Genomic DNA, 13,423 nt, shown 5'->3' on the forward strand with positions numbered 1-13,423 from the left:
GCGCCGCCCGGCGAATCTCGTATCGTCCTAGTAAACTGTGTTAAAAAATAGTGCATTATTAGCGTGTCTTCAACTAATTTGTGAAGAGCGCGATGGGAATTTCTACAGAGCGGTTTGAGAACTACGTGTCACGGATTGCCGAGACGCTTGGGCACGCAGATCGTGTCGAGCCGTTCCGAGGCTATTGCACGGGGCTGCTGTTGCCGGTCAAGCGCAAGAGCGTCGAGCCGATGGCGGCGCATCTGGCGCCGAGCCGGGTTCGTTCGGAACATCAGCGCCTGCATCATTTTGTCGCAGATGCGCCGTGGTCGGACGAAGCTGTGCTGGATGCGGTGCGCGCCTACGCGCTGGAGCAGGTGTGCCCGCGCGCGGGTACACCTGAGGTGCTGATCATCGACGACACCGGATTTCCGAAGAAGGGCCAGCACTCCGTTGGCGTGGCGAGGCAGTATTGCGGGCAATTGGGCAAGCAAGACAACTGCCAGGTCGCCGTCAGCCTATCGCTGGCCAATGAGCGATTCAGTCTGCCGGTGCGCTACCAACTGTATTTGCCGCACAGTTGGGCGGACGATCCAGAGCGGCGCAGTCATGGCAAGGTTCCTGAAGCGCTCGAGTTCGCCACCAAGCCGGCCATCGCCCTGCAACTGCTAGAGCCGATGCGCGTGCTGGATAGCGTGCCGAAGATGGTCGTAGCCGATGCGGGATATGGCATCGACACAGCGTTCAGGGAGGCGCTGACGACCATGGGCTTCACTTACGTAGTGGGTGTGACCGGTGCGGTCAGCCTATGGCCCAAGGGCATCGAACCCCTGCCACCTAAGCCAAAGTCAGGGCGTGGCAGGCCACCCAAGTTGCTGCGCCGGGATGAAGCGCATCAGCCATTGTCGGCCAAGGAGTTAGCCCTGCAACCGCCTTCGCGGCGGTTTCGCTCGGTCACCTGGCGCGAAGGCACCAATCGCGCGCTCTCCTCTCGCTTTGCGGCAATCCGAGTCCGTTGCGCTTCGCGCGATTACTGGCAGAGTACGCTGCCCCCGGAGCAGTGGCTGCTCATCGAGTGGCCCAAAGGGGAGCCAGAACCGACCAAATATTTCCTGAGCACCTTATCTGCGGATACCCCCATCAAGGAGATCGTGCGTATCGGCAAGCTGCGTTGGCGCATCGAGCGCGATTATCAGGAACTTAAGCAGGAATTTGGCCTTGGGCATTTTGAAGGCCGCAGTTGGCGCGGCTTTCACCACCACGCGACGCTGTGCATCGCTGCCTATGGCTTTCTCTTCTCGCCGAACGCATGACCACTCCAAAAAAACGCTTGCGCACCCCATACTCGGCGAAATCCCTGCCCTACCCGAAGGGTTCCGGCCCCGGGGCGCCCCTGCGTAAGCAGCGTCATGTCTCTGATTTGATTCCGACGTTACGCCTGGAACTCGCTTCCGCGCTGATTGCTCGCCTCCAATACTGCCCAGGTTGCGGTCGGCAAAAATGAATAATTTTCTAACACAGTAGCACTAGGCCGTCGCCGAGTAGGGCCAGCCCGCATTGGCAGTGTGCCGCCTCCGTGTGCCCACTAACTGTGAGGCAGGCCGCACCATTTACCCACTTACTGTGACAATTCAGCCCAGTTAGTTTGGAAGAGTGCTGCGTCACCCCTTGATTCGTCAGTGACTGGCTTCCCATTAGGTTTGAGACGGGACAGCGATCCAGGGCGCCGACGCGGCGGATCACCGGCCGGCGCCTGGCCCCGCTATCTAAGAAGGTCTCACGAGCTGGACCGGGCGAGTCGCCAGGCCGGGGATCGCGCGGCCGTAGGCGCAGGTCGCAGGTATCATGGGGTAGCTTTGATTTCGGTGCAATATGCGACGGTTCGCAAGCCCAGCAGCGACGCGGGGGCTCAAGCATAAGTTATTGATTTTTTGAGGTTTGCTGTTCGCTTCTGCTTGGCGTATCTTGTTTGGCCCTAGGCACGGGAGGCGCACGAGATGCAAGGCTGGCAGAGCACCTTTTTGGGCGCGCGCGAGGTGCCGCGTGAACTCAGCAGTTTCGAATTGCAGACGTTCTTCACATACAGCCACGCCGAGCACGAACTGATCGGGCGACGGCGCGGCCCAACGATGAAGCTGGGCCTGGCGCTGCACATTGGCTTTTTGCGCATGAGCGGCTGCCTATTGGATGCGTTCAGTATCCTGCCACCAGTCCTGCTTCGCCACCTCGGCACGGAACTCGGCATCAATACGCCGGATCTAGCGTCCTTGCGGGCGCTCTACGCGCGTGGGCGAACGCTCTCCGACCATCAACTGCTGGCCTGCCAGACGCTCGGGTTTCGTTGGATAACGGTACATCAACGTCGAGCCCTTGTGCGGGCGCTGCGTGATGAAGTGCTGCATTGCGCCGATCGGGACCGACTGCTGTCATATGCGCACCAGTGGCTGTATCAGCATCGACTGATCATCGTGCATGAGCGCGCCATCCGAAGCCTTGTCGCAGCGGCATTGACCGAGCTTGAGTCCGGTGCCTGCGCCTCGATCCATTCGGCGGTACCTCCCGCGACATGGCGAAGATGGCTAGCCGCAATGGAACAAGCACGACCGGATGGTCAGCACGTCCAGAACTGGCTGTGGGCGGTCCCGGCGAAGCACTCGACGCGACAGTTCACCGAAGTGCTCGAACGTATCGAGTGGCTAGTCGAGATTGGCGTCGACCGCCATCGTTTCGGTCTCAACGATGTTTTGGTGCGCCGTTTTGCACGTCGCTTGGCGGCGCGGTCCCCATCGCTCAGCGCACGAATTAAGGAGCCGGCACGCACCGTCGAGCTGGGCTGCTTCCTGCGATATTGCCTGCTCACTGCCACTGACCAACTGATCCTCATGTTTCAGCGCCGGGTGGCAGATCTATGGCGGCAGAGCGCGGAGGGTGTGAAGGCTCCCATCGACTGGGCCGCACAATACCGGCAACTGCTCGATGAGCTGGCCAGCTTGAGTAGCGATGGGAGTATTCCGGATGCCGAGCTGCGCCCGCATCTGGCCCAATTGGTGGCCGACAAGCGCACTCAGCGCACACCGAGCCGGTCGTCTGCGATCAGGCTGCGGCTGATCGACGCCATCAGGCCCGTACGCGCGTTACTGGTCGCCGTCGCCAAGCTGCCCTGGCAAGCCACCGGCGAACACCCGGTAATTGACGCTCTGGGCAAGCTGCGCCACCTGTATGCGAAGGCCGTTCGAAGCTTACCCGATGACGTGACCGCCCCTTGCCTAGGGCCAGCCTGGCTCGATGCGATCAGCGGTGCCGATCGCGAGCGCGCCTTCCGGGCACTTGAAGTCGCCACCCTGTTTGCCTTGCGCCGCGCCGTTCGCAACGGCTCAGTCTGGATCGAGCATTCATTGAGCTTCCGAGGTCGCGAGCGCTTGTTCCTGCCAGCCGAGCGTTGGCAGGCTGAAGCTCGGCGCCACTATACGCGGCTGTCGCTGCCAGCCCCGGCGGGCAGATAGCTGATGGCGACGTCTGCTCCCCGGCGTCCCGCGAGTCGGCCAGAACCCCGATAGCTAACTTCGCCATGGTCGGGCCGTGGCGTCATTTTGTCCGCAAGTCCGGGCCACTGCTGGGTCTGTTCGGAGAAGGGCGCGCCGGTATACTCGTGCCTGGGATCGCGCAGCCGCAGCGTGCTCGCAGGGCCCCCGCCCACTGCGGCACTCGGCGCCTCGCCTTGCCCCGCGGCAGATGCTCTCGAGACCATCGGCGAGGAGCCCGCTCCCCGACCCAGCCGCCGCCGGGCCGGTGAGATATCGTCATTGGACATGATGATTCCTCCTTTAACGTCGGATAGCTGGGCAACCTGCTCGCAGCCATACTCAGTCGATGACCGACGGCGTGCAATACCCAGGCCAGGTGCATTCGACAGCAGGCCAAATCCCCCATCTAGAGCTCGCTCGCTCGTAGTGATTGCCAGTGCAGATGGATCCACGTGTGTAGAAACTGCGCGCCTGGGGAATCCCTTGCAGGTAAAAGAGCGTCAATGGACCGGACTAGGGCGGGTGGGGGCGATCCGGCACGCCTGGACGCTTCGGCTCGTAGCGGTCGAGTTTACGGGGAGCGTTTTCGTGCGCGAATGGCATCAAGCAGGCGCGGAAGAAAGCCGCAATGGAAATTTGGCGAGTTCGCAGGATCGCCGATGGGTGATTGGCCATGGCTCCCTCGTGCAAGGCATTGCCCTCTAGCCCCCTGAGGGCGAGATCCTCCAGATGGGGAGTGTATGAAATCGCGATGGAGGACGCCCCGGCGCGCAATACCGATAAGGGGGATTTGGCATTATTGCGGCTGGTGCCACGAGGGCTTCGATGGGTTGCCGTCCCACAAAAAAGCACCGTGGACGGGAGCGACTCGCGGTGCATGGGTCCAGCAGGACCAATCATAGACGGCCCCCTTGGGGGAGAGACCGTGCTTTCGGTATAGCCAGAAGAGGAACTTGCCGAAACGGGTCTTCGCTAGGTGCGTTAGCAGACATTCGCACCGCCGAGCCACGTGCATCCTAGAAGCCCCACTGTAAGGAGGTTCTTCTCAACCTTTCATTCGCCTCGCCGCTCTTCCTGGTGCCGGCGGGGCTTTTCTTGTCCCTCGTCGGGCCGACAGTCATCAAGGAAATGCTCGCCGTTGCGCGCGTCGGGAAAACTGTCATTGCGCTGTGACCGGCGTGCCCGATTCTGACCCATTGCCCGCAACTCGCGGGCAATTTTCTTAGGGCTCTAGTTTTTTGACGCCGCATGCCCGCGCGCGCAGTTGCGGCCCGAACGGGAATGCTGCCGGCCCTGGGGAAATATTGACGAGGTGACCCATGGCTTGGTGGGCACTATGGCATGGGGTTAGGCGGCCCGCCGCAACCGGTATCAAGGAGCGATCGCGGACGATATGGACTGGATTCCACAAGCCAAAGCGCTGGGTTGCCCATAATCTTTGCGTTGCACTTCTATTCTGCTTACATTATGAATGGATGAACCGTAGGATGTGAAACGGGGGCGACATGCGCGCGAATAAGTTTGCGAGAGGATACCTGGAATTGGCTGGCATCCTGGCGGTGGCAGCCGGCCGGACCGTTCAACGCGGCGAAGGACCAGCGAAAGGTGACTTAGTCACGGCTCATAGCGAGTCGGATCCCTCAGTGGAGTTCAATTTGCTCATCATCGAATCGAACGCACCGGGCAAGTGGGTTGCAGAGGTCTTTGGCATTGGATGCGGGCTTGAGTCATTGGCCACGTTTGACGGCCTAGATCTAGGGGACCAAGTGCAAATCTCGCTGGAAGAGATTTCAGGGATCATTAGGCACACTTCGGCGCAATAATGGCAACTCGGGGGGCCTCCTTCATGGCGAGGGAGCCGGGAATTCCCTCATCATGGCACGCGTGAAGCGAGACCTATCGTGGCGGCAGAGATATCGCAAGACGTCCGCCTGCCGATTGTGGTGGCGGTGATCCTGGCTATCACCCCCATGGGACCCCGCGGATAGTCTTCGGACATCGTCGCACCAACCGAATCGCTACGGCTAGCTCGCTTTATACCCATCGCGGCGCCGCAACAAAATAGGGTAAACCGCGGCGAATGCGGTGCTGCACACATAGTCCATGGCTTGGTTCATCAAGAACGCATCTTGATGAATTGTTGCAGTGAGATTTTGATTTATGCTCGATTCCGCACAAAACAAGCCACGAGTGGACCTGGCATTTTTTGACCGCAGGCGAAGCCCGGGGGTCTTTGCCGGTCTGAAGCTCTCGCCCGCGCGAGTTGCTAGCCGAACATCGTTGCGCTACTGCTGGGCACCGAGGACCGAAGGCAATAATCATGGTGTTGACGGCCCCCGAACTCATTTGCGCCGCTTCGCAGGATGGTGCGGTGCGACGGGGACTGGCGCAACTCAATCACGCAATAAACCGCCGTTTCCGCGTACCCAATTCTCGACGAAGCCGGAAACTCCGGCAGGAGCGGGCATCTTGGCAAACCGAACTGGCCGCTGCCGTGAGCTGAATATACGCAGCAGGTAAGGCGGAGGGACCGCAAGACCTCATCGACTAAGCAGGAGGGACAGCTCTCAGCGATGACACCCTTGGGTGAGAGACATGCATTCCGATCAAGTGCCAGGATGCGATCCACATCTAGCTTCCAGGCTATCTGGGCGCCTAGTGATCTGACGACCCCGGCACTTTGGATCGACGCACGAAGCTGATTTTCCCATCGCGTTCCATGACAACCCGATCCACCGCCGATAGCGATTCCGTGTGCAAGGAAGACTAAGGCTACGCTGAACAAGCTGGGCAAATTGAGTTACGCAGGTTGATCAGGAGCCCGTTCGGCCGGAAAAATAGCTGTGGCGACGAGAATTTGCCCTCGCGCGCCCCAATTGGGGTGTGTTGGCGGGGTGCCCGCCCCGCATTCGCCCTTTACGGGCGGACTGCTCCCATCAGATGCCCTCGACTCAAATAGAGATTGGCCAGCGCCAGCGCCGTGAAGGCTCGGCCGGCATTCTTCTTCAGGCCGCGGTAGCGGACTTTCGTGAAGCCCCACAGGCGCTTAACCACGGCGAAGACATGCTCAACCCGGGCCCGGATCTTCGATTTGTTACGGTTCTTCCCGCGTTGCACTTCGTCAATCTCCCCGTTTCTGCGGGTCCGCTGATTGGTGAAGTCCTTGGCGTGCGGCGCCTTCGATGCGATCAGCTCCTGCTGACTGGCGTATGCGCTGTCACCGTACACACGCCGCTCCTCCCCATGCAGAAGCTGGGGCAGCGCATGCTTGTCGTGAACGTTGGCCGGCGTCACCACCGCGGAATGGGCCAACCCGCTCTGACTATCCACGCCAATGTGCAACTTCATGCCAAAGTACCACTGCTGGCCTTTGCGGGTCTGATGCATCTCGGGGTCGCGCGACTTCTCTTCATTTTTCGTCGAGCTGGGCGCACCAATAATTGTGGCATCGACAATTGTGCCGGTCTTCAGCTTCACGCCATTGGCTTGCAGGAGTCGGCCAACCTCCGCGAACAGCCGTTCGGCAAGCTGATGTTTCTCCAGCAGCCGCCGAAACTTCAATACCGTGGTGGCGTCCGGCACCGGCTCACGACCCAGGTCAATTCCTACGAAGCGGCGCAGGCTGGCGCTGTCATATAGCGCTTCCTCGCAAGCCAGATCTGCCAGGTTGAACCAGTGCTGCAGAAAGTGGATGCGCAGCATCCGCTCCAGACCAATGGGCCGCCGGCCATTGCCTGCCTTCGGATAGTAGGGCTCAATCACGGCGCACAATGCCGCCCACGGCACGATCTGATCCATCGTCGCCAGAAACTCTTCACGTCGCGTTGGCTTGCGGTGTTGCTCGAAACCTGCACATTGATCTGCACCCGCTGCCAACGTCATCTGCTTCATGTTCATCTCTTTGCGCTCGTGATTCTTCAAATAACGCGCCTTCTCACGAATCGGAGGACTTGATCAGCATTGCCCTAAGCTCTGCACCCTCTGCACCCTCTGCACCCTCTGCACCCTCTGGAACCATCGGATGCCCTTGTAGGATCACGACCGGCAGATTTGCCTGCCGGCGTGGCCTAGCATCAAAGCATCCGGAGCGCCCGCCATTTCGGCACCTCACGTGCCGGCGCCTGGTGGGCGCTTTTTTTGCCCCTCCCGGCTTTTGGATCAATGGAGACATTGATGGACAACCACCTGCATCACACACCGCTGCGGCTCGCGCTGGCCGGCAGCATCACGATTGCCGCCTTCTCGCTGCTCGCGGGCCCCGCGCTCGCCGCCGACGAAATGGTGATCCGCACCATGGGCCCCGTCAGCTACATCTGCGGGGGCATTGCCGCGGACGAACAGCAGCAACTGGCCGCGCAGCAGAGGAACTTCAACATCGGCCTGCTGTTCACCCAGGGCGAGCGCGGTGAATACCTCGCCGACGTTGCCGTCAAGATGACCCGCGAAGGTCATGAAGTGGCCAGCTTTACCGCGTCCGGGCCCAAGTGCCTGATCAAGGCCCCGCAAGGCAGCTACAATATCGAAGCGACTTATAAGGGACAGACCAAGTCGATCAACGTGAATACGGGCACCTACAACGCGCAACTGCGCTGGTAAGGCGCCAGGGGGCACGTGGCCCAGGACCGGACCGAGAAGGGCGGCAGGCAACGGCCCTAAATAGTCGATGCCTTTGAAGCGCACAAGTTCGCTGATCTGCTGGAAGCCAAGATCAGCCTCACCGCCCGCCACCAACTCGCCGGCTTGAGTGCCCGACACGGGTTGCATTACCTTGTCCTTGACCTGATCGGCGATGCCCATTCTCTTAAACAGCTCTGCGATATTGAACCCGCTCGGCCCTGCCGAGTACGCGACCGTTCTGGCTGCCAACACCGCCCTCTTGACCGCGTCGCTGGACGAGATGTCGGGCCTTGGCAGGCCACTGCGCACCGCAATGCCGACGCCCGCCTTCGCGAAGTCTGCCCGACTGCCGGCGACCAGCTTGCCGTCCGAACTCAGCTTGTCGATGGTGGGTGAGGCGATGATGATGATGTCGAACGTCGCACCGTCATTGACGTTCTTAGCGATGCCTTCAGTACCACCCCAGATCAGGCTGACCTTGTGGTCACTCGATCTTTCGAAGGCAGAGACAAGTTCTAGGACGGGCTCCTTGACGAGGGTTGGCCTGTGGATAAGCGGCGCGCGGCCAGTTAGCCGACGGCCTCTGCCGACTTGATTAAAATTGATGCATAGAGGGGCAACCACGTCCTCCCGCCGGCGCGGATCTCCACAGCCGTAATCTCTCGAACAACCTTGAAGTCCAGCGCTCTCAGAAGACGGCACAACCCTCGATTCGGGGTGCGCTCAAGATTCGGACTTTTTCGTATGCCAGGCGTTCAGGGCGGGCGTTCGAATGTCGCTGAGCGACCCTAAAAAGCCGACCAGAAATATAGCGCGACCGTCCGGAAGGTCGAGACAAACGGTCACTCGGGTCGCTGCAAGTTTCATGATGGACAGGCCCGACATACAACGTATCGATGAACCGATACACCGCTATGCTCGGCGCGAACGGTTACGAAAAACGCGTAGCCCACACGGAATCGATCAGTTCTTCCGATGTCCGAGTTTGAGGTCGCGAATACTCGAAGAAGCCCGCGCCGGGGTCGAAGCCGGTGCCCTCGCGCCCCAGCGTGCTGTCGAGATCGAAGCGGAAGCCGTCGACATGGAAGCACTCGGCCCAGTAGCGCAGCGAATCCATCACCATCTGCAGCATTCCGGCAGCGTGGTCCGCGCCAGCTCCTTGCGGCCGTTGGCCGAGAACAGGCACAGGTCGATGCGCGCGGCATTGGCTGAGAACACGGCAAAGTTGAGCCCGAGCGCGTCCCAGTGCGCGCCGAGCGGGTAGGGTTTGCCGGGCAGCATGCGGGTGGCGGGGACCAGGGGCAAGTCAGGCTCCTTCCGGGATGAAGCGCAGGACCAGCGTGGTCAGCGGCGGGAGGGTGAGCGTGAGCGATGCGGGCAGGCCGTGCGAGGGCGTGGCGCTGGCAAGGACTTCGCCGCCGTTGCCCACGTTGCTGCCGCCATAGCAGGCGGCGTCGGTGTTGACGCACTCCTGCCAGCGGCCCGCGAATGGGACGCCCAGGCGGTAGCCGGGGCGCACCACCGGCGTCATGTTGACCACCGCCAGCACCACTTCGCGGCCGCCGGGCGCAGCCCGGCGCAGGTAGGCGAACACGCTGTTGTGGCTGTCGTCGCCCACCACCCAGCTAAAGCCCTCGGGCCGGTGGTCCAGCGCATGCAGTGCCGGCAGTTTCCGGTGCAGGTGGTTGAGATCGCGTATCAGCGCCTGCATGCCGCGATGCTCGGGCTGCTCCAGCAGGAACCAGTCCAGCTCGGTGTCGTGGTTCCACTCCCGCCATTGGGCGAACTCGGCGCCCATGTAGAGCAGCTTCTTGCCGGGGTGCGTCCACATAAAGCCGTAGTAGGCACGCAGGTTGGCAAAGCGCTGCCAGTTGTCGCCGGGCGTCTTGCCGATCATCGAGCCCTTGCCATGCACGACTTCGTCGTGCGAGATCGGCAGCACGAAGGCCTCGGACCAAGCATAGATCATGCCGAAGGTCATGTCCTGGTGGTGCCAGGCACGGTGCACGGGATCATGCGTGAGATAACGCAGCGTGTCGTGCATCCACCCCATATTCCACTTGAAGCTGAAGCCCAGCCCGCCACTTTCCACTGACGTGGTCACGCCGGGCCAGGCGGTGGATTCCTCGGCGATGGTCATGGCGCCCCGGCAGCGGTCGCGCACCACGGTGTTGAGCTCGCGCAGGAAGGCCACCGCCTCCAGGTTCTCGCGTCCGCCGAAGCGGTTGGGGACCCACTGGCCGGGCTCGCGGCTGTAGTCGCGGTACAGCATCGACGCCACCGCATCCACGCGCAGGCCGTCGATATGGTAGTGCTCCAGCCAGTGCAGGGCGCTGGCTAGCATGAAGCCGCGCACTTCGTTGCGGCCCAGGTTGTAGATCAGCGTGTTCCAGTCCTGGTGGAAGCCCTCGCGCGGGTCCCGGTACTCGTAGAGCGCGGTGCCGTCGAATTCGGCCAGGCCGTGCGGATCGGTGGGGAAATGCGCCGGCACCCAGTCCAGGATGACGCCGATACCGGCCTCGTGGCAGCGGTCGACAAAGGCGGCGAACGCCTGCGGCGGTCCCAGCCGCGCGGTGGGCGCGAACAGCGACAGCGGCTGGTAGCCCCAGGAGCCGCCAAAGGGATGCTCCATCACTGGCAGCAGCTCGATATGGGTGAAGCCCAGTTCGCGCACATACGGGATCAGCCGGCCGGCCAGGCGCTCCCAGCCGTGCACGGGATCGTTGGCCTCGGCGAGCCATGAGGTGACGTGCATCTCGTAGATGGACATGGGCGCGGCGTGCGCGTCGGTGGCGGCGCGATGGCGCATCCAGGCCTGGTCGTTCCAGGTATACGGCGGCGCCGACGTGCCCGGCTGCGCTACCACCGAGGCGGTGGCAGGCGGCGCCTCCGTAGCCAGTGCCACCGGATCGGCCTTGTCGGGTAGCGGCTCGCCGTGCGCGCCGAGCAGGTCGAATTTGTAGCGGCTGCCCGGGGCGGCGCCCATCGCGCCGGGAATGAACAGCTCCCAGATGCCGGCGCCATGACGCAGTCGCATCGGATGCCGCACCGGGTTCCAGCCGTTGAAGTCGCCGATCACCGAAACCCGCCGTGCATTGGGCGCCCATACGGCAAAGCGCACGCCGTTGACGCCGTCCAGGACCTGTGCCTGCGCGCCCAGGCAGCGGCCCAGCTCGAAGTGGCGCCCCTCGGCGATCAGGTGCAGGTCGAGGTCGCCCAGCAAGGTGCCAAAGGCATAGGGATCGGCGCTGAGCTGCTCGCTGCCGTCCGGCCAGCGCATGCCCAGGCGATAGTCACGTGCGCCCGCGGTGCCGGGCAGGGCCCCGGCGAAGATGCCGCCGGGGTGGAGGCGCTCCAGTTCGGCCAGCCGCGTGCCGTCGGCGGTGGCGAGCCAGGCCGATTGCGCGCCCGGCAGGCAGGCTCGCACCACGGTATGGCCCCCTGCGGGATGCGGCCCGAGGACGGCGAAGGGGTCGGCATGGCGCGCCGCCAGTAGGGCTTCCAGGCCCGGCACCGCCAGCGGTGGCGTGGCGGGCGGTGCGCCAGGCGTGTCCCGAGGGGCCCGCTTGTCCTTCTGGCCGTCGCGGGGCGGGGCGCTCTCAGGCGTGTTCATTGCCGTCCTCGGCGGGGTCGGTGAGTTTGCGGACCAGGCGCGCCAGGCCATTGACCGGCAGGTCGATCCACGCCACGCGGTTGGCGGCCTCGTAGCCTACCTCGTAGGCGGCCCGCTCCAGCAGGAAGAGGTCGAGCAAGGCCTGCGCCTGCTCCGGTTGCACCCACGGCTGCGGGGCGGCCTCGGCAACCTCCCGGTAGCCGGCCACGAAGGCTTCGCTGGCGGTCTCGCGGAAGCGGTCGAGCAGCGTCTCGCGGCGCTGGGTCAGGGCCGGCGGCAGCGCGGCGTGGGTGCGCTCGTGGCGGTCGGTGCCGACCGTGGCGGCGGCATAGTCGAGCGAGCGCAGCAGGCCCGCCACATCGCGCAGCGGCGAAGTCTTGCGCCGGCGCCAGTCCAGCGGCAGGCCCGGTTCGCCTTCGAAGTCGACCAGGTAGGTATCGTTCTGCGCGATCAGCACCTGGCCCAGGTGGAAGTCGCCGTGGATGCGCGTCTGCAGGCTGCCGGGGGCCGCCGCGGCGAGCCGGGCCACCAGCCCGGGCAACTGTTCGCGCGCAGCGAGCAGGGTGTCGATATCGGCGGCGAAGCGATCGTCGCGGGCCAGGCGCCCGAGTTCGCCGGCGCGCTTTTCCAGCAGGGTCACGGCGCGATCCAGCTCGGTCATGGCTTCATCGGCCCACTGCAGCGCCTGTGCCTCGTCGGCCGCTTCGGGCGCGAAGGCGGGATCATCGGACGGACGCGCCAGCACCGCGTGCAGTTCCGCCAGGCGCTGGCCCAGCGTGCTGGCGACCGTGGCATACCCGGTCAAGGCCTCGGCGAACTCCGCCTCGCTGTCCTCGGACGGCACGGCATCGTCGATGGCCCGGCCGAGATAATCGAGCGTCCAGCCCCACGCATCGCCCTGGTTGAGGATGTAGCCCTGCAGCAGCATCAGCGTGCGCGGCGTGCCATCGGTGCCGGTGCGCACCACCTCGCCCAGCAGCGGGGCCGAATTGCGATAGCCCCGGATGGTCAGGTAGCGGGTCATCTCGGCCTCGGGGTGGATGCCCGCGGCGATGCGGCGCACCAGCTTGAGCACTGCCGAGTTGCCATAGGACAGCGAACTATTGGATTGCTCGGCCGACATCCATTGGACCTCATCCGTTTCCATTGGCAGATCGGCCAGGCCAGGTTCGCCGAGGAAGCGGATCGGGCCGCGCGGGCTGGACAGCTCGGTCCCGCCGCGCAGCGCGCGCACCACCTCGCGGGCAAAACACTCCACCGCAAAGCCATCGGTGACCAGGCCCACCCGGCTGCCCTTGCGCACGCGCGCCATGGCCAGCGAATGCGCCAGCTGCGAGGCGCCTTCGCCCGTGTCCTCGCGGTCCCACAGCAGCCCAACCGGCAACTGGTAGCAATCGGCGCGGCTGTCCAGCGCCAGCTCCATTTCGCACAGGTAGGTTTCCTCGCCGGCCGGGCCCCGGCCGAACGGAATGGCGTAGGCGATGTTCACGCTGCCGATGCGCTCACCCTTGGCGCCATACCAGCGCCGCCGCCCGATGTAGTGCGGCAATACCTCGTTGGCCAGCGTCCGGCGCGAAGCTTCGGTCAGCTCGCTCTGGGCGGCGCTGTGTATCACCAGCGTGATTTGATCAGGCATTTGTTCGGGGGCATCGACATGCCAGGAAGGCGGCTGGGCTTCTTCGCTCAGCAC

The 13,423-nt window shown here is 63.4% G+C and carries 4 protein-coding genes and 5 pseudogenes; 3 read left to right on the forward strand and 6 right to left on the reverse strand.

Annotated elements, in window-relative coordinates:
- Positions 1-92 precede the first annotated feature (92 nt).
- Positions 93-1,380, forward strand: a pseudogene (locus OMK73_RS04920) (IS701 family transposase).
- 596 nt (positions 1,381-1,976) lie between these two features.
- Positions 1,977-3,473: pseudogene (locus OMK73_RS04925) on the forward strand (DUF4158 domain-containing protein); the annotation flags it as partial.
- Between the two features lie 2,946 nt (positions 3,474-6,419).
- Here OMK73_RS04925 and OMK73_RS04930 read toward each other — a convergent pair.
- Positions 6,420-7,394 (reverse strand): IS5 family transposase, encoded by a 975-nt coding sequence (locus OMK73_RS04930; protein WP_267601347.1) that lies wholly within the window; start codon positions 7,392-7,394, stop codon positions 6,420-6,422.
- A gap of 282 nt (positions 7,395-7,676) precedes the next feature.
- Here OMK73_RS04930 and OMK73_RS04935 point away from each other — a divergent pair, with 282 nt between their 5' ends.
- Positions 7,677-8,099 (forward strand): hypothetical protein, encoded by a 423-nt coding sequence (locus tag OMK73_RS04935; RefSeq protein WP_267601023.1) that lies wholly within the window; start codon positions 7,677-7,679, stop codon positions 8,097-8,099.
- Positions 8,100-8,141: 42 nt separating this feature from the next.
- Here OMK73_RS04935 and OMK73_RS38800 read toward each other — a convergent pair.
- From OMK73_RS38800 to OMK73_RS04955, 5 genes and pseudogenes are all read right to left on the reverse strand, one after another.
- Positions 8,142-8,822: pseudogene (locus OMK73_RS38800) on the reverse strand (molybdate ABC transporter substrate-binding protein); the annotation flags it as partial.
- Positions 8,823-9,069: 247 nt separating this feature from the next.
- Positions 9,070-9,252 (reverse strand): annotated as a pseudogene (locus OMK73_RS04940) (hypothetical protein); the annotation flags it as partial.
- Positions 9,249-9,401 (reverse strand): annotated as a pseudogene (locus OMK73_RS04945) (hypothetical protein); the annotation flags it as partial. The pseudogenes OMK73_RS04940 and OMK73_RS04945, both read right to left, overlap by 4 nt.
- Positions 9,402-9,426: 25 nt before the next feature.
- Complete coding sequence (gene glgB, locus OMK73_RS04950) at positions 9,427-11,733, reverse strand: 1,4-alpha-glucan branching protein GlgB (protein ID WP_267601026.1); 2,307 nt, start codon at positions 11,731-11,733, stop codon at positions 9,427-9,429.
- Positions 11,720-13,369 carry a putative maltokinase gene (locus OMK73_RS04955; RefSeq protein ID WP_267601348.1) on the reverse strand — a complete coding sequence of 550 codons (1,650 nt, stop codon included), beginning with the start codon at positions 13,367-13,369 and terminating at the stop codon, positions 11,720-11,722. The genes glgB and OMK73_RS04955 overlap by 14 nt, the downstream gene beginning before the upstream one ends.
- Positions 13,370-13,423: the final 54 nt, after the last annotated feature.

This window comes from Cupriavidus sp. D39, assembly GCF_026627925.1.
GTDB classification, from domain to species: Bacteria; Pseudomonadota; Gammaproteobacteria; order Burkholderiales; family Burkholderiaceae; genus Cupriavidus; species Cupriavidus ulmosensis.

Bases quoted from the DNA above. Each gene is read 5' to 3' on its own strand.
- OMK73_RS04930 (WP_267601347.1), bottom strand. From the start codon at position 7,394: ATGAAGCAGATGACGTTGGCAGCGGGTGCAGATCAATGTGCAGGTTTC.
- OMK73_RS04935 (WP_267601023.1), top strand. From the start codon at position 7,677: ATGGACAACCACCTGCATCACACACCGCTGCGGCTCGCGCTGGCCGGC.
- glgB (WP_267601026.1), bottom strand. From the start codon at position 11,733: ATGAACACGCCTGAGAGCGCCCCGCCCCGCGACGGCCAGAAGGACAAG.
- OMK73_RS04955 (WP_267601348.1), bottom strand. From the start codon at position 13,369: ATGCCTGATCAAATCACGCTGGTGATACACAGCGCCGCCCAGAGCGAG.